This window comes from Streptomyces huasconensis (assembly GCF_021028635.1).
GTDB classification, from domain to species: Bacteria; Actinomycetota; Actinomycetes; order Streptomycetales; family Streptomycetaceae; genus Streptomyces; species Streptomyces huasconensis.
Genome location: NZ_CP086119.1, coordinates 483,992 through 499,974, shown reverse-complemented (window position 1 = coordinate 499,974; position 15,983 = coordinate 483,992). Strand labels below are relative to the sequence as shown.

12 protein-coding genes and 1 pseudogene are annotated in these 15,983 nt (G+C 71.7%); 5 read left to right on the top strand and 8 right to left on the bottom strand.

The features are described 5' to 3' along the window. Window positions 1-15: 15 nt before the first annotated feature. Window positions 16-2,346, bottom strand: coding sequence for an NACHT domain-containing protein (locus J2N69_RS02205; protein ID WP_230899184.1), 2,331 nt, complete (start codon window positions 2,344-2,346; stop codon window positions 16-18). Between the two features lie 817 nt (window positions 2,347-3,163). Between J2N69_RS02205 and J2N69_RS02200 the strand changes: the two genes are divergently transcribed. After that, window positions 3,164-3,964, top strand: coding sequence for an SAM-dependent methyltransferase (locus J2N69_RS02200; protein ID WP_230899183.1), 801 nt, complete (start codon window positions 3,164-3,166; stop codon window positions 3,962-3,964). 44 nt (window positions 3,965-4,008) lie between these two features. Here J2N69_RS02200 and J2N69_RS02195 read toward each other — a convergent pair whose 3' ends face one another. Continuing rightward, complete coding sequence (locus J2N69_RS02195; protein ID WP_230899182.1) at window positions 4,009-4,455, bottom strand: Lrp/AsnC family transcriptional regulator; 447 nt, start codon at window positions 4,453-4,455, stop codon at window positions 4,009-4,011. Window positions 4,456-4,549: 94 nt separating this feature from the next. Between J2N69_RS02195 and J2N69_RS02190 the strand changes: the two genes are divergently transcribed. Then, window positions 4,550-5,077: a rhodanese-like domain-containing protein gene (locus J2N69_RS02190; RefSeq protein WP_408056661.1), complete on the top strand. Its 528-nt coding sequence runs from the start codon at window positions 4,550-4,552 to the stop codon at window positions 5,075-5,077. 149 nt (window positions 5,078-5,226) lie between these two features. On the opposite strand, the gene J2N69_RS02185 is transcribed toward J2N69_RS02190, so the two are convergent. Together J2N69_RS02185 and J2N69_RS02180 are read right to left on the bottom strand one after the other, a co-directional pair. Next, window positions 5,227-6,933, bottom strand: a complete 1,707-nt coding sequence (locus J2N69_RS02185; protein WP_230899181.1) for a DUF885 domain-containing protein — start codon at window positions 6,931-6,933, stop codon at window positions 5,227-5,229. Between the two features lie 32 nt (window positions 6,934-6,965). After that, on the bottom strand, window positions 6,966-7,481 hold the full coding sequence (locus tag J2N69_RS02180; protein ID WP_230899180.1) for an Lrp/AsnC family transcriptional regulator: 516 nt from the start codon (window positions 7,479-7,481) through the stop codon (window positions 6,966-6,968). A 156-nt stretch (window positions 7,482-7,637) separates the two neighbouring features. Between J2N69_RS02180 and J2N69_RS02175 the strand changes: the two genes are divergently transcribed. Beyond that, the gene (locus J2N69_RS02175) at window positions 7,638-8,810 is read left to right on the top strand and encodes a trans-sulfuration enzyme family protein (RefSeq protein ID WP_230904538.1); all 1,173 of its coding nucleotides are present in this window, start codon (window positions 7,638-7,640) and stop codon (window positions 8,808-8,810) included. Here J2N69_RS02175 and J2N69_RS02170 read toward each other — a convergent pair. Beyond that, window positions 8,755-10,179, bottom strand: a complete 1,425-nt coding sequence (locus tag J2N69_RS02170; RefSeq protein WP_230899179.1) for a GNAT family N-acetyltransferase — start codon at window positions 10,177-10,179, stop codon at window positions 8,755-8,757. The genes J2N69_RS02175 and J2N69_RS02170 overlap by 56 nt on opposite strands. 129 nt (window positions 10,180-10,308) lie before the next feature. Further along, window positions 10,309-11,889 (bottom strand): alkaline phosphatase D family protein, encoded by a 1,581-nt coding sequence (locus J2N69_RS02165; RefSeq protein WP_230899178.1) that lies wholly within the window; start codon window positions 11,887-11,889, stop codon window positions 10,309-10,311. A gap of 330 nt (window positions 11,890-12,219) precedes the next feature. Here J2N69_RS02165 and J2N69_RS02160 point away from each other — a divergent pair, with 330 nt between their 5' ends. Beyond that, entirely contained in the window at window positions 12,220-12,630 is a 411-nt protein-coding gene (locus J2N69_RS02160; RefSeq protein ID WP_230899177.1) for a VOC family protein, read from the top strand. Window positions 12,631-12,648: 18 nt separating this feature from the next. On the opposite strand, the gene pdxR is transcribed toward J2N69_RS02160, so the two are convergent. Continuing rightward, window positions 12,649-14,064 carry a MocR-like pyridoxine biosynthesis transcription factor PdxR gene (pdxR, locus tag J2N69_RS02155; RefSeq protein ID WP_230899176.1) on the bottom strand — a complete coding sequence of 472 codons (1,416 nt, stop codon included), beginning with the start codon at window positions 14,062-14,064 and terminating at the stop codon, window positions 12,649-12,651. 123 nt (window positions 14,065-14,187) lie between these two features. On the opposite strand from pdxR, the pseudogene J2N69_RS36810 reads away from it, so the two are divergent. Continuing rightward, window positions 14,188-14,595: pseudogene (locus J2N69_RS36810) on the top strand (EamA family transporter); the annotation flags it as partial. A 468-nt stretch (window positions 14,596-15,063) separates the two neighbouring features. On the opposite strand, the gene J2N69_RS02145 reads toward J2N69_RS36810, so the two are convergent. Further along, window positions 15,064-15,894: an alpha/beta fold hydrolase gene (locus tag J2N69_RS02145; protein ID WP_230899175.1), complete on the bottom strand. Its 831-nt coding sequence runs from the start codon at window positions 15,892-15,894 to the stop codon at window positions 15,064-15,066. Window positions 15,895-15,983 lie beyond the last annotated feature (89 nt).

The window sequence follows — 15,983 nt, the reverse complement described above, 5'->3', positions numbered from 1 at the left end:
CTCCGGGCCCGCTTGTCAGATCCCCCGGCCATCGCCGGGACTGGGGTGATCTCCTAGCCACTGCTGAAGCTCGCGATGGCGGAACTGGTAGGCGGTTCCCGACAGACGCATCATCCCGGCGGAGCAGCACCAGTCGAGGAACGCACCGAGTCGCCACGGCAGCTTGCCGCGGGTGCACATGAGGAAGACCAGATACCGGCGAGTGAGCCCGATCCTGATCAACCCGGCAGCGAGCGCGGCGGTCAGCCCCAATACCAAGCCGCTGGCAATCTGGAGACCCTCGTTTATATACACCCCGTTGATCTTGGGGTGCGTCCCGCCCAGTGCCACCGACAGTTCCGTCCATTCACCGGTCAAGAAAAGCCTCAGGATCGACCCTAAAGGGATGTCAATACCTGCTCCGGAACCGCTTGCATCTTCATCGACCAGCATCATGAGGCTCGCTAGGACAAAGCCTACGAGCCCGCCGGTGAAGCCACTTGCCAGGCCGGCCAAAGTGCCGTGCGGGAGCGTGCCTCGGATGATCCCGCGCGGCTTGTTCGCTGTGGAGGGTTCACCTGAGGCTCCGTCTACGAGTCCACTCAGGATGCCGCCCACGAACCCACTCAGAACTCCGAGTGCGAGGAGGATCATGGGGAGCCCTAACCAGCCTGGCAGCTCTGGGGAATCGCCGAAACCGATCATCTTGATGTACTGCTCTGGAGGAAGGGCCTCCCAGCTCCAGGCCAGGAGGTCGAGGGCGCAACCGCCCGCCAACCCCCACAGGGCACCTGCCAGCAGACCACGCCGCAGCCCTGCCGCGAAGCGCCGCAGTCCGTCGCGTGTCCACAACAGTGACCACTGAATGTGCCGAGGAGCGCGCTGCCTGGACCTTGCAACTCCAAGTCCCGCGAAGACAGAGACCAGCGCCACGCTGACCGGGACTGCGAGGTCCGCCTGTTGCGGAGAGAGGAGCAAAGGGGCCGTCTCTTCCTCGGGCAGGACAGCGAAGAGAACCAGGGTGAGTAGGAGCGGTGGCAGAAGAACGGCGAAAGTGGTGAGCAGGGCGTCGGCAGCACGAACACGTCGGCGTCCGGCCAGTGGCCACAGTTGGTGGAGTATCAGGTCGGTGCCCGGACGTGAGTCCGGGGGCGGGTTCACGTCGGGTCCGGGGTTCGGGGCGTTGAGGTGAGTGGCGAGACGTGCGAGCCACCGGTGTGTCCTGGCAGCGTCGTAGTGGTCGGGGTAGAGGGCTGTGGCGGCGGGGATGAACCGAGCCAGCAAGTGCTCGTCGAGCTCGTCAGGTGTGCTGTATCGGAGGAGGTTGGCGGGATCGCCGTCACGGGCGTACACGGTCGCCGCGAGGCACAGCCGCCAGGGAGTCGACAGCGTGGTCGTCAACGGACCGGCCCAGTCATCGCGCAGTGCCTCCAGAACCGGCGCCCAGCGCGTGGGGTCATCAGCGCGTTGTAGCAGGTAGGTGCAGGCGTCCTGTGGAGGGACGGGGGCGATGTCGATGCGTGCGGCGTCCAGCAGTCGCATTCGAGACGTAAGGGCGTCGTAGTGGGCGGTGCGGCAGGTCAGGATGAGGGGCCCGGCAGTGCGGCCTTCCTGGTAGGTGTTCAGTGCGCGCAGTGCTGCCAGGGCGCGTGCGGCTTCCGCTGAGGGCATGCCGTCCGGTTGGGTGGGATCCATCTCGTCAAGCCCGTCCAGCACAGGAAGCACGCGGTTGTGTCGGACGAGTTCCCCGGCCATCGCGGCGGGCCAGTCGTAGACGTCAACGAGTTGGTGGACCAGCAGATCGCGCAGAGGGACGGTGGTGTCCCACTCGGCCATGGAAAGGCGTACTGGTACCGGATCGTCCGCACCGCGCTCTTCGAGCAAGGCCAGCATCAGCTCCAGGACCAGCACGGTCTTGCCGGCCCCCGCGGCACCGGTGACGACGAGGCGGCGCGGATGCGTCTGCCGGTAGTAGGTGACTACATCCGGGATGGTCGGGGTGCCATCGAACAAGCGCCCCGAGTCAGCAGGTACCGTCGCGGCGCGAGCCGGTACCGGCTGCACGGTGAAGGCGAGATTGATGCGCTGGATGTCGTCACCCAAAAGCTGCCGCCATTGCCGCTCCTCGGTCTCCTTGACCTGTACTGCCAAGGTTGCCGCCCAGCCACGTGCAAGATCCGCCAGGCCACCTTCCGGGGCGTGGCGCTGGGCCGACACCGAAACCACCAGAGCCGCCACACCGACCGGCAGCCCCAGCAGACCGGCGGTATCCGCAGCAGACATGCCTTTGGGCCCAGCCAGCAGCTGCGGCACCGCGTAAACCAGACTGGCTACCAGCAACGCCGCACCGCTGAAGCCCAGCCACATCCACCGGCGCCGATGCCCTCGGCCGCCTATCCCAACCCTTGCCACAGATCACCAGTCCTCGCGGCAGACACAGCACCGACGAAAGAGGTCACGTTCCAGCGGTGCCAAGTCCGGTAATGCGTCCATGCTGCAACGTTACTGATTTGATGGTGGTGCCGCTGCGGTGTTGAATTTTGCGGACGCAGGGGCGTAGAGCGCCTCTCAGGTCCTCGCCATTCCGTCAGGAAGGCGAGACGGAGATGTTGTACCGCCTGACCGGTGGACGTCGAGGCACACTTCCCCGAACCGTCCGGCTACCGAAAGACGTGCACGCGGCTCCATCCGCGCTCCGGAGTGCCGAAGCCGACGGAGAGTTCGATCGGCGGTCCCTTCCTGTGGCCCGCGTACGAGCCGTGGCCGACCTGCCGAGAGCCTCACGTACGGGACAGAGGGCGGCGCATCGATGACGTACATCGGGAGCGCCGCATCCTGCAGGACGCATGGCGCCGTCATCCCCGGACGGGACCCTCACCGGGGGACCTGGCCGTGCTGTCGGCACTGCAGCAGGAGCACCGCGTCCAAGGCCTCGGTGTGACCGACCCGATCCCCCTCCTCCCGCTGGCCCAGTTGTTCGCCAAGACGTCGCGGGAAGAGGCGCCTTGCGGCGGCCTACGACGGGACGAAGCCCCTCACCCCCCTCGCGCAGCTGTGTCCACGGACGGACGCCGGACGGCTCCCTGGAGCCGTTCCTGGAAGCCGAGTTGAGGCGGTGGCCGGTCGTGGACCGGTATGGCGTAGCGTCTGGGGCGCAGTGTCAACGGTGAAGAGCGGAGCGGCCATGCGTGGCGCAGACGATCGGATCGATACCTCAACTGCCCACTCGGCGCGGGTGTATGACTACATCCTGGGCGGCAAGGACCACTACCTCGTCGACATCGAGGCGGGCGACGCCATGTGCCGGCACTGGCCGGCGCTGCCCGTGCACATGCTGGAGAACAGGCGGTTCATGCACCGCGCCGGACGTTTCCTCGCTCAGGAGCAGGGTGTCCGGCAGTTCCTCGACATCGGCACCGGACTGCCCACGGCGCCCAACCTGCACGAGGTGGTGCAGGAGGTGGCCCCCGAGTCGAGCGTGGTCTACGTCGACAACGACCCGATCGTGCTGGCCCACGCCCGCGCCCTCCTGCAGAGCGCGCCAGAAGGCGCGACCGCTTACGTCGACGCCGACATGCACGACCCGGACGCCATCCTGGAGAGCCCCCAGTTCCGCTCCCTGATCGAGCTGGACGAACCGGTCGGCCTGATGATCATCGGCATCCTGCACTTCATCCTGCCCCCGGACGACGTGCGCCTGGTGCGGCGCCTGCTAGAACCGCTGCCGTCGGGCAGCTTCCTGGCGCTGACCATCGGCACCGCGGACTTCGCTCCGGAGGAGGTCGGCCGAGTGGCGGAGGAGTACGCGAGGCAGGGCATGCGCATGGCCTTGCGTGACTTGCCGACCGCCACGTCCTTCTTCGACGGCTTGGAGTTGCTGAACCCGGGCGTCACCCAGGTCCACAAGTGGCGGCCCGGCCCCGAGCAGAACGGCATCGACGACCGGGCCATCGCCATGTACGGGGCAGTCGCCCGGAAACCGTGACCCGGGAACCGTGACCGGGGCGCCACGGCCGGCCGGGCCGCCCGTCAGCGGCCCAGCGGCCGTCGCGGCAGAGGCGAGGAGTAGACGATACTCGTCGTCACCGAACCCAGGGCGCCGATCCGGCCCGAGACCTCTTCGAGGTGGCTCATCGAGCGGGCGGCGACCTTGATCACGAAACAGTCGTCGCCCGTGACGTGATGCGCCTCCAGGATCTCCGGTGTCGCCTCCACCAGGTCGTGGAAGGGCTTGTAGTTTCCGGTCGGGTAGCGCAGTCGTACGAAGGCGAGGATCGGCAGGCCCAGCCGCTCCGGGTCGACCACGGCCGCGTAGCCCTGGATGACGCCCGCCTCCTCCAGGCGTCGCACCCGCTCGGTGACGGCGCTCGGGGACATGGAGACGGCGCGCGCCAGTTCGGCATAGCTGGCGCGGCCCTCCCGCTGGAGGACGTCGAGGATGCGCCAGTCGGTGGCGTCCGTGGAATAACCGGTCATGACCGAGAGGTAACAGGGAAATCCCCGGCTGATCAAGAGGGATGCCGGGGATCACTGCTTCAGACTTCCGGTCGTCGGCCATAGATTTTCTGCCATGAACACTACGAACGTGCAGCTCGGCGCCCCTTCCTCCGCCTCCGCCGCCGTGGCCGACGCCGCCTCGAATCCGGTCCTGCGGGTTCCGCCCGCCTCCCCGGCCGCGGCCGTCGCGTACTTCGGGGCGAGCCTCGCCTTCCACGCCGACGTCTCCGACGTGGCGTCCGCGCTCGCCGGGGGAGGCGACCCCGGGTTCGTCGTGATCGACACCCGCTCCACCGCCTCCTGGAACCAAGGGCATGTGCCCGGCGCCATCCACCTGCCCACCGCCCTCATCGCCGAGCAGGCGGAGGCGCTCCTCGACAAGTCGGTGCCGGTCGTCACTTACTGCTGGGGCCCCGGCTGCAACGGCGCGACCCGGGCGGCCCTCGCCCTCGCCCAACTGGGCTTCCAGGTCAAGGAGATGCTGGGCGGCTTCGAGTACTGGGCGCGTGAGGGCTTCGCGTTCGAGACATGGGAGGGCCGCGAGCAGCGGGCCCCGGACGCGCTCACGGCGCCTGTCGACGGGGACGCGTGCGGCTGCTGAGGGGGCCGGGGAGGAGAGGCGGAGTCAGGGGGACGGAACGCGGGCGCCCCCCAACTCCCCAGTACCAGGACGGGGCGAGCCGCCGCCCATCCGACAGGCATACGTCGCGGGCGGTGCGGCGGAGGCCCCGCCCCACCGCCCGCGAGCCGTCACAGCTTGGACAGTTCGTCCACCAGGTCGTCCAGGCCCAGCGAGCCCTGGGACAGCGCCGCCATGTGCCACGCCTTGGCGTCGAACGCGGCACCATGGCGTCGGCGCGCGTTCTCGCGGCCGAGGAGCCAGGCCCGCTCACCCAGCTTGTAGCCGATGGCCTGGCCGGGGATCGTGAGGTAGCGGGTCATCTCGCTCACCACGAAATCCGTCGGACGGCTGCAGTGCGCGTCGTAGAACTCCTGGGCCAGATCCGGCGTCCAGCGCTCGCCCGGGTGGAAGGGGGAGTCGGCCGGGATCTCCAGCTCCAGGTGCATGCCGATGTCCACGATGACCCGCAGCGCGCGCATCATCTGGGCGTCCAGATAGCCGAGCCTGCGCTCCGGGTCGGTGAGGAAGCCCAGTTCGTCCATGAGCCGCTCGGCGTAGAGCGCCCAGCCCTCCGCGTTGGCGCTGACGATGCCGACGGTCGCCTGGTAGCGGGAGAGGTTCTCCGCGACATGGGCCCACTGCGCGAGCTGGAGGTGATGGCCGGGCACGCCCTCGTGGTACCAGGTGGAGACGAGGTCGTAGACGGGGAAGCGGGTCTCGCCCATGGTCGGCAGCCAGGTGCGGCCCGGGCGCGAGAAGTCCTCGGAGGGGCCCGTGTAGTAAGGGGCCGCCGCGCCGCCGGGCGGGGCGATGTGGGACTCCACCTTCCGTACCCGCCGGGCGAGTTCGAAGTGCGTGCCGTCCAGCGCCTCGATCGCCTCGTCCATCAGCTCCTGGAGCCAGACGCGCACCTCCTCGACGCCCTCGATGTGCGTCCCGTGCTCGTCGAGGTGGGCGAGCGCGGCCCACGGCGTGGCCGCGCCGGGCAGGATCTTCTCGGCCTCGGTCCGCATCTCGGCGAGCAGCCGGTGGAACTCCGCCCAGCCGTACGCGTACGCCTCGTCGAGGTCCAGGTCGGTGCCGTTGAAGTGGCGGGAGAGCAGGGCGTACCGCTCACGGCCCACGGTGTCGGGGGAGCCCTCGATCGCGGGCGCGTACACGTCCCGCATCCAGTCGCGCAGCGCCACGACCGAGGCGGTGGCGGCCCGCGCCGCGGTGTCGAGGTCGGCGCGCAGCGCGTCCGGCCCCCCGGCGGCGAACTCCTCGAACCAGCCGCGCCCGTCCTGCGGGCCCGCCCACTCGGTGAGCTGCTCGATGAACGTGGCCGTGGGGCGCGGCGCCCCGAACAGCTTGCGCTCCAGGCCCAGTTCGAGCGAGGCGCGGTACCCCTCGAACGCGGTCGGTACGGCCCGCAGCCGCTCCGCGATCGCCGCCCAGTCCTCCTCGCTCTCCATGGGGGTCACGGTGAAGATCTCCCGCACCTGGTGCGGCATCGTGTGCAGATTGCCGACCGAGCGCAGCCCTTCACCGGCATCGTGGACGGCCAGCTCCGCGGTGAGCCGCTCCCGCAGCAGCCGTCCGCAGCGGCGCTCGATCTCACTGTCGGCGCCGGGCCGGGCCTCCGCCTCGTCCAGCCGGGCGAGCGTCGCCCGTGCCAGTCGGGCGAGCGCCTCCTGCCCCGCGGGCGAGGTGTCGGGGAGCTTGCCGTTGCTCTCGTTGACGCCGAGATAGGTGCCGGTGATGGGATCGAGGGCGATGAGTTCGTCGACGTACGCGTCGGCGACCTCGCGGGGCAGGGGGCCGGCGTTCGGACGCGGGTTATTCGTGGCTGACATGCGCACATCCTCGTACGAACGCGGGGCGCGCGTCACCAGGATTCGCCGACGGCGTCGCGCAGTACGTCGGCGGGGGCGTCGGGTGGCAGCAGCGGGCCGCACTCCCACTGCTGGAAGATCAACCTCGTCTCCACGCGGGCCACTTCGCGCCGCGCCGTGAACGCGTCGAGGACGAGCCGCTGGAGGTCCGCGGGCCCGGCGACCGCCACGTGCACCAGGAAGTCGTCGGGGCCCGTCAGGTGGAACAGGGACAGGGCCTCGGGCAGCGCCCGAATCCGCTCCACGAACGGCACGACCAGGTCGCGGCGGTGCGGCCGCACCTGGACCGAGAGCAGCGCCTGGAGACCGCGCCCGAGGCGTGCCGGGTCGAGGCGCAGCTGGTGGCCGAGAATCACCCCCGAGCGCCGCAGCCGCGTCACCCGGTCGAGACACGTCGAGGGCGCCACACCGACCTGCGCCGCAAGGTCGCGGTAGGTGGTCCGGGCGTCGTTCTGCAACAGGCGCAAAATGTGGAGATCCACCGGGTCCAGTGCGACAGAGTCGGCCATCGGGCGAACGTAGCACGGGATTTTCCGCCATGACCCCGGCTGTTGTTCAGCCTGGGGAGCATGGACGCGAACACGGAGCCCGTCACGGCGACAGCCACGGAGACGGCGACGAAGACAGTGCTGCGCCAGGCCGCCCACCCCGGCGGCCCGCCCTCGATGCCGCGCTCCCTGGCCACGGAGGCCGTCCACGCCGGGCGGGACGATCTGGCCGGACTGGGCCTGCACGCACCCCCCATCGACCTCTCCACGACGTACCCCTCCCACGACACCCGGGCCGAGGCCGCCCGCATCGACACCTTCGCCGCCGACGGAGTCCTCGACGACGGGCCGCCCGTCTACGCCCGCCTCGGCAACCCGACCGTCGGCCGCTTCGAGACCGCCCTCGCCCGCCTCGAAGGCACCGAGAGCGCCGTCGCGTTCGCCAGCGGCATGGCCGCCCTCAGCGCGGTCCTGCTGGTCCGCGGCGCCGCGGGCCTGCGGCACGTCGTGGCCGTACGGCCGCTCTACGGCTGCAGCGACCACCTGCTCACCGCCGGCCTGCTCGGCACCGAAGTGACCTGGGCGGACCCGGCCGGCATCGCCGACGCCATCCGCCCCGACACCGGCCTGGTGATGGTCGAGTCACCGGCCAACCCGACCCTCGCCGAACTCGACTTGCCGGCGGTCGCCCACTCCTGCGGCGAGGTGCCGCTGCTCGCCGACAACACCTTCGCCACGCCCGTCCTCCAGCGGCCGGTGGAGAGCGGGGCGCGCCTCGTGCTGCACAGCGCCACGAAGTACCTGGGCGGGCACGGCGACGTCCTCGGCGGAGTGGTGGCGTGCGACGAGGAGTTCGCCCGGGCGCTGCGCCAGGTGCGGTTCGCCACCGGCGGGGTGCTGCACCCCCTGGCCGGCTATCTGCTGCTGCGCGGCCTCGCCACGCTGCCGGTCCGGGTGCGGGCGGCGTCGGCGAACGCGGCGGAGCTGGCACGGCGCCTCGCACAGGACCCCCGCGTGGCGCGCGTCCACTACCCGCGGCTCGGCGGCGCCATGGTCGCCTTCGAGGTCCGCGGCGACCCGCACGAGGTGACCGCCGGGGTGCGGCTGATCACCCCGGCGGTCAGTCTCGGCAGCGTCGACACCCTCATCCAGCACCCGGCGTCCATCAGCCATCGCGTCGTGGACGTCGCGGACCGGCACGCGTCCGGAGTCAGCGACCGCCTGCTGCGGATGTCGTGCGGACTGGAGGACGTCGAGGACCTCTGGCGCGACCTGGACCGGGCGCTCGGCCCGGTCAGCGCTCCGCCCGCTGCTGCCGTTCGGTGTGGCCCTCGCGCGACGGTGCGCTGACGGTCGTCGCGTCGAGGCGGGCCGTGATCACCAGCGTGCCCTCCTCGATCTGGTAGTCGAGCGGCAGGCCCAGGCCGCGCATGGCCGCGACCATGCCGGTGTTGGAGGCCTGCGTCACCGCGTACACGCTCTCGCAGCCCGCCTCCACGGCCATCGTGACGAGACGGCCGAGCAGTTGGCCGCCGATGCCGCGCCGCTGCCACTCGTCCTCGACGAGCAGCGCGATCTCGGTCTCGTCGCCGTCCCAGAGCAGATGGCCGATGCCGACGATGCGGCCGGAAGCCGTCTGCACCGCGAGGGTGCGGCCGAACCGGGGGCTGAGCAGATGTCCCAGGTAGCGGTCGGCGTCCCGTACGGGGCCGTGGTAGCGCATGCTCAGGGTGCGCCGGGAGCAGCGGTCGTGCATGGCCTTGGCCGCGTCGAGGTCGGCCGTGTCGGCGCGGCGCAGGGTGATGGAGTTGCCCTCGGGCAGCGTCAGCACGTCCTGGCTGCGCGGGACGCGCGGACCGAGCCGCGTGTCCAGCTCCACGAGCGCCCGCGCGCGGGCGAACTCCGTGGGTGTGAACGGCAGGTAGGGCCGCTCCACGGTGATCACCTCACCGTCGGGGCCCCTCAGGCGCAGCACGGTGCCGTCGAGTACGCCGTCGACCGGCACCATGTCCTCGGCAGCGGGTGTGGTCTCGTCCCGCCGCGGCACCGACCGGGAGGCGGCGGGCAGCGACCGGATGGTGCAGCGGCCCAGGAGCTGCCGCAATGCCAGCGGCAGTTCGGCGGCGTCGAGCGCGGTGCGGGTGGCCAGGCCCAGGATGCGGGTGGGGGCGTCCACCAGGTCGTGGGCGTCGGCGCGTTCGAGCCAGGTGCCGGTGCCGCCCGCCCCGGCGATCGAGCGGGTCAGCTCGGCGGCGGGCAGCGACTCGGGGACGCGGAGCAGGAACTCGTCGACGGTGCCCTCGGCCAGGGGGTGCGCCTGGAGGCTCAGGATGTCCACCCCCCGGTCGGCGAGCGCCACGCACAGCGCCGCCAGTGAGCCCGGCTCGTCCCGTACGGTCGTCCGCATCCGCCACAGCGTCGTCGCCCCCGCGGCGGAGGTCCCGCCCCGCTCCGCGGCGGCGGGCGGCCGGGGGCCGGTATCGTGCGCCGGCGGCGGGGCGTGGTTGTGGCGCCGTGCCCACCAGATGTGGAACCCGGCCGTGGCGACCAGCACCACGGCCGAGATCACGAGGAGGGTGGGGCCGCCGGGGCCGTGCCCGATCGTGTTCGCCACCGCGTCCGCCACCGCGACGGCGGTGAACAGGGCGGCCAACTCGACCACGTCGCGCCGCCAGTGGTGGACGGGGCGGCCGTGCTTGGTCCGTGTCACGTCAGACATCTCAGCTCGCATACGGCCACTGTGCGGGACCGGTGTTGCGTGATCACGAACGCCTTGTGTCTGATGGGTTAAGAGGTCATCTGTCCTCTTCATGCCCTTTCGTACACCTCTTCGCCGGGTGAGCCCTCGCTACTGGCCGACCCGCCCCGGCTGGAGGACCTGCGTGAACAGTACGCCGCCGCCCTCCTGCCGCAGGCGCACGGTCAGCTCGCCGCTGTCCCCGTCGATGTCGACCTCGCCGAAGTACTGCGGGGTCTCGGCCGGGGAGGTGTTCGCGCGGCTCGGTGCCTTGACGAACTTCTGCTCCGGTCCGAACGTCCCGTCCAGCTTCGTCGCCGGGAACCCGCCCGCGGCCAGCGGCCCGGACACGAACTCCCAGAACGGCGCGAAGTCCTGGAACGCGGCCCGCGACGGGTCGTAGTGCTGGGCAGAGGTGTAGTGCACGTCGGCGGTCAGCCAGAGCGTGCCGGTGATCTTCCGGTGCTTGATGTGCCGCAGCAGCTCCGCGATCTGGAGTTCGCGGCCCAGCGGGGCGCCGGGGTCGCCCTGCGCCACGGCCTCGAAGTTCGTCCTGCCGTCGGGCACGACGAGCCCCAGCGGCATGTCGGAGGCGATGACCTTCCACACCGCCCGGGAACGGGAGAGTTCCCGCTTCAGCCAGGCCAGCTGCCGGGCACCGAGGATGCCGGTGGCGTCGTCCGACTGTCTGTTCGGGGAGTTGGCGTTGCGGTACGAGCGCATGTCCAGCACGAACACGTCCAGGAGCGGGCCGTGGCGCAGCACGCGGTACAGCCGGCCGTCCTCGTCGCCCGGCGACAGCGTGGAGATCGGGAAGTACTCGCTGAACGCCCGCAGCGAGCGCCTCGCCAGGACGTTCACGTCCTTCTCCGTGTAACGGGCGTCGTCCAGGATCTGTCCCGGATACCAGTTGTTGCGCACCTCGTGGTCGTCCCACTGCACGAGGGAGGGCACCTGGGCGTTGAACCGCCGCAGGTTCTCGTCCAGCAGGTTGTAGCGGAACGTGCCCCGGAACTCCGCGAGGGACTCGGCGACCTTGGACTTCTCCTCCGTCGTGACGTTCCGCCACACGGACCCGTCGGGCAGCGTGACGCTGGGCTGGATCGGCCCGTCCGCGTAGACGGTGTCGCCGCTGCACAGGAAGAAGTCGGGGTCGCGGCGGCGCATCTCCTCGAAGACGCGGTAGCCGCCCCGGTCGGGGTTGATGCCCCAGCCCTGGCCCGCGATGTCGCCCGACCAGAGGAAGCGCACGCCCTCCTTGCGGCCCTTGGGCGTCGTACGGAACGTGCCCGCGACCGGCTCTCCCGTACGCCGCGGGTCGTCGGGGTCCTGGAGCAGCACCCGGTAGTGGATCTGCTCACCGGCGGGCAGCCCGCGCAGCCGTGTCGTCCCCGTGAAGTCCGTGCCCGGGCCGAGCAGCGGCCCGCGCCAGCGCCGGGCGTTCCGGAACGACTCCGTCGCCGAGGTCTCCACGATCATCCGGGCCGGGCGGTCGGACCGGACCCAGACGAGCCCCGCGTGCGCGGTCACGTCGCCCGCCTGCACGCCCCACCCGGCCTTCGGGTGGCCCGACCGGGCGAAGGCGGGAGCCGCCCCGGCCAGGGCCGGCACGGCGAGCGCCGCCGGTACGGCCAGCGATCCGCGCAGCACGCTGCGGCGACGGGGGGACGGGCTCGGCTGACGGTGTGACATGAATGCGCCTCCAGTTGACGGGTGCGACCAGTGTGCGGGTGGCTGACCAGGGGCGCGCCACAGCGTCCACACGAACCACAAGTGAACAACTCCTCCGCGCGCGGGGGAACGGGCGTGCGGAGATCACCTGGGGCCGGGCCGGGCCGGGCCGGGCCGGTGCACCGGGCCCGGGACCGGGACCCGGGACGCAGGTCTCGGGGCGGAGGTCTCGGGGCGGAGAGCCAGGGACCCGCGCACCAGGACGTACGGCCGATGGGCCCGTGATCACTTCCGCTCTACGCTCATGGCCCAGGGCACGCGGACGGCGTGCCGCACCGAAGGGGGACCCTTATGCCTGTCAACGGTCAGAGCCACATCCGCGTCGCCCGCCCCTCCCGCGACCTGGCGGCGGCCGAGCGCTTCTGGGTCGGCGGACTCGGGCTGGAGGTGGTCCACCGCGTCGAGGGCGGCGACGCTCCGGGCGAGCACGACCTGCTGATGGTCGGGTGGCCGGACGCCTCCTGGCACCTCGAACTCGTCCACGAGGCCGCCGCTCCGGTCCAACCGCGCCCCACCGAAGAGGACCTGCTCGTCGTGTACGTCGACGGCGAGATCCCCGAGGAGCTGATCGCCCGCCTGGAGGGGCACGGTGGCAAGCGGGTCCAGTCGCCCAACCCGTACTGGAACAAATGGGGCGTCACGGTCGAGGACCCCGACGGCTACCGGCTGGTGCTCTCCACGCGCGCGTGGTCCAACTCCTGAGCCTCCGCGCTCCCGGCGTCACTGGACGGCTTCGGCCAGCAGCCGGACGCCCTCGGTGATCCGGGCGGGCGGCAAATGCGCGTACCCGAGCACCAGGCTCACGCCGGTCCCGGCCGGTGTGCCGTAGTCGCTCAGCGGCCGGACGGCGACCCCGGCCGCGGCGGCCCGCTCCAGGAAGACGTCCTGCGGGCCCCAGCGACCGGGCAGCCGCGCGATGACATGCAGACCCGCCGCGATCCCGGTGACACGCACTCCCGGCAGCTGCTCGCGCAGCGCCGACACCAGGGCGTCCCTGCGGTCCCGGTAGGCGCGCTGGCAGCGGCGCAGGTGCCGGTCGTAGTCACCCCGCTCCACGAAGCGGGCCAGGAGAGCCTGGTCGAGCGTCGGGTTGCCGAGGTCCATCACCCGCTTGCGCTCGACGACCTCCTCGGCGAGCCCGTCCGGCACCAGCAGCCAGCCCAGGCGCAGCCCGGGGGCGAGCGACTTGCTGACCGACCCGGTGTAGGCGACGTGTTCCGGATCGAGCCCCTGCAGCGCGCCCACGGGCGCGCGGTCATAGCGGAAGTCCCCGTCGTAGTCGTCCTCGACGACGAGGCCGTCCACCGACCGCGCCCAGTCGAGGAGTTCGGCACGCCGCCGCGCCGCATAGCCGATTCCCGAAGGGAACTGGTGCGCGGGCGTCGTGATGACCGCGCGTACGTCCCGTGCCCGCAGCGCACCTATGGCCACGCCGTCGTCGTCCAGGGGGACGCCCACCGGGGTGAGCCCGGCGGCGGCGACCAGCGTCCCGTGCTCGGGGCTGCCGGGGGCCTCCACACCGACCGCCGTATGCCCCCGCGCGCGGAGGGCAAGGGCCAGCAGCGTCATCGCCTGCGCCACACCGGAGCACACCAGGAGGCGCTCCGGGTCCGCGACGACGCCGCGGCGCCGGATCAGCAGGCCGGCGAGGACCGTACGCAGCCGGGGCAGGCCGCGGGGGTCCGGGTAGCCCAGCATGTGGTGGGGGAGTTCGGCGAGCACCTGGCGGTGGGCGGCGGACCAGGCCGCGCGGGGGAACAGCGAGAGGTCCGGGACACCGGGAAGGAAGTCCACGCGCGCGTGCCCGGGCCGGGGGGCGCGGTCCCGCACCACGGGCGGGGCGGCCCGGGCCGCACCGCCCACCCAGGTCCCCGAGCCGCGGTCGCTGCGCAGGTACCCCTCGGCCGTCAACTGCTCGTACGTCTCCGTGACCAGGCCGCGCGAGACGCCCAGGTCGGCGGCGAGTGCACGGCTGGAGGGCAGCCGGGTGCCGGAGGCGAGGCGACCCGACCTGACGGCCTCGCGCAGGGCCGACCGCAGGCTGCGGCCCCGGCTGCGCGCCGGGGCGGCGGCCGCCGGGAGCAGCAACTCCCAGGCCGCGTGCCCGCGCGGGCCGTCCACAGGGCGCTGTCCCACAGGTTTCTCCTTGGAGGGCTGTCCCACAGGTTTCTCCTCGGAGGAGGGGGAGGGGAAGTGGTCCCCGAACCAGACCTGGAAGTGGACCTTAAGGGGGGCCGCTCCGCTTCCTAGCGTCGGGGCATGAACGCGAACTCCTCACGCGGGGCGCTGCTCGCGGCCCTCGCCTGCCTCCTCGTCGGTGGCTCCTTCACCGCCAACAGCCTGCTCGGCGACTATCCGTACGCCGGTGGTCAGTTCGTCCGCTACGGAGTGGCGTGCCTGCTCCTGCTGCTCTGGCTGGGAAGAGGCTCTGCCACCGTCCTGCGGCGGCTGTCGCGCCGCCAGTGGGGACGGCTCGCCCTCCTGGCGGCCGTCGGGATGGTCGGCTTCAACCTGGCCGTCCTGGCGGCGGAGCGGTCGGCGGAACCTGCCGTACCGGGTGTCTTCGTAGGGTGCGCCCCTGTCGTCGTCGCCCTCCTTGTGCCGCTCCTCGAACGGCGTACTCCTCAGCGTGTCGTGGTTCAGGGGGCGCTGCTCGTCGCGGGCGGTGCCTTCGTCGTGCAGGGGTGGGGGCGCACCGACGGCATGGGTCTCGCCTTCTCCGTCTGCGCGCTCGCCGGGGAGGTCGGCTTCGCGGTGATCGCGGTTCCCCTGGTGCGACCGCTCGGCCCGAAACTCCTCTCCGCCACCGTGTGCGCGCTCGCCGCCGCGGAGTCGGCCGTCGTCGGTGTCGCCGTGGACGGCAGCGCGTTCGTACGGTGGCCCGACCGCACCGAAGGCGCCGCCCTGGTGTGGCAGGCGGTGATCGTCACGGTCATCGGCTTCGTGCTCTGGTACACGGGGCTCCAGCGCATCGGCGCCGAGCGGGCCACCCTTTTCTCCGGCCTCATCCCCGTCGCGGCGGCGTGCACGGCGCCCCTGGTCGGCACGGGCGCGTACGGGGCCGCCCAGGCCCTCGGCAGCGCGCTCGTGGGGGCGGGCGTGGCCCTCGGCTCCGGTGTCCTGCGCGGGCGCCAGTCAGCGGCAGGTGTCGAGGATGACGCGGGCGACCAGCGCCGGGTCGTCGTTCATCGGGACGTGACCGCAGCCCGGGAGCCGCACGAGGCGCGCGCCGGGGATGGTGTGCTTGGCGCGGACGCCCTGGCGGCGCAGGAGCAGCCGGTCCCGGGTGCCCCAAGCGACGGTCACCGGCAGGCCCTTCACGTCGTCGCGGAAGAGGACGTCGCGCCCGGCCGTCAGCGTGGCGACGAAGCCCGTGGCGTGGCGCAGCGCGAGCGTCTCGGCGACGACCGCCTCCGGTGAACGGCGCCACGGCCGGGCGTAGATGGTGCTGGTGAGCGCCGTGCGCCCGGCCGCGCTGGTGGACAGCCGCTCTATCACCGGCGGCGGGAGCAGCTGGGCGCCCCGCCGCATCGCGAGGAGCGTGCCGAAGGCGTATCTGCGCTCGGGCGCCGACCAGAAGCCGCCGGGCGAGAGCGCGGTGACGGACCGCACGAGCTTCTCGCGGCCCAGCTCCAGGGCGAGGAGCCCGCCCAGGGAGTTGCCCGCGACATGGGGGCGCTCGATCTCCAGCGCCTCGCACAACCCGCCGAGCGCCTGGACGACCGTCGAGAGGTGGTACGCCATTCCGTCCGGCAGCGCGGGTGACGCGCCGAAGCCGGGCAGGTCCACCGCTATCACGTCGTGCTCGGCGGCGAGGATCTGCAGCACCGGGTCCCAGGCCTGCCGGTGGTGGCCGATGCCGTGCAGGAGGAGCAAGGGCTCGCCGGCACCTGTCCGTTCGTAGGCGATCGTCACGGTGTGCGGGCCGCCGGGCGACGCGATGCTGAAGGACACCTCTGCGGCCATGGCTGCTCCTGTCCCCGCCGCGGGGCGACGGTTCCTCGGATACGTTAGACATCTTGTCAGCAACAATTACCGTTCGGTGAGCGCCAGTT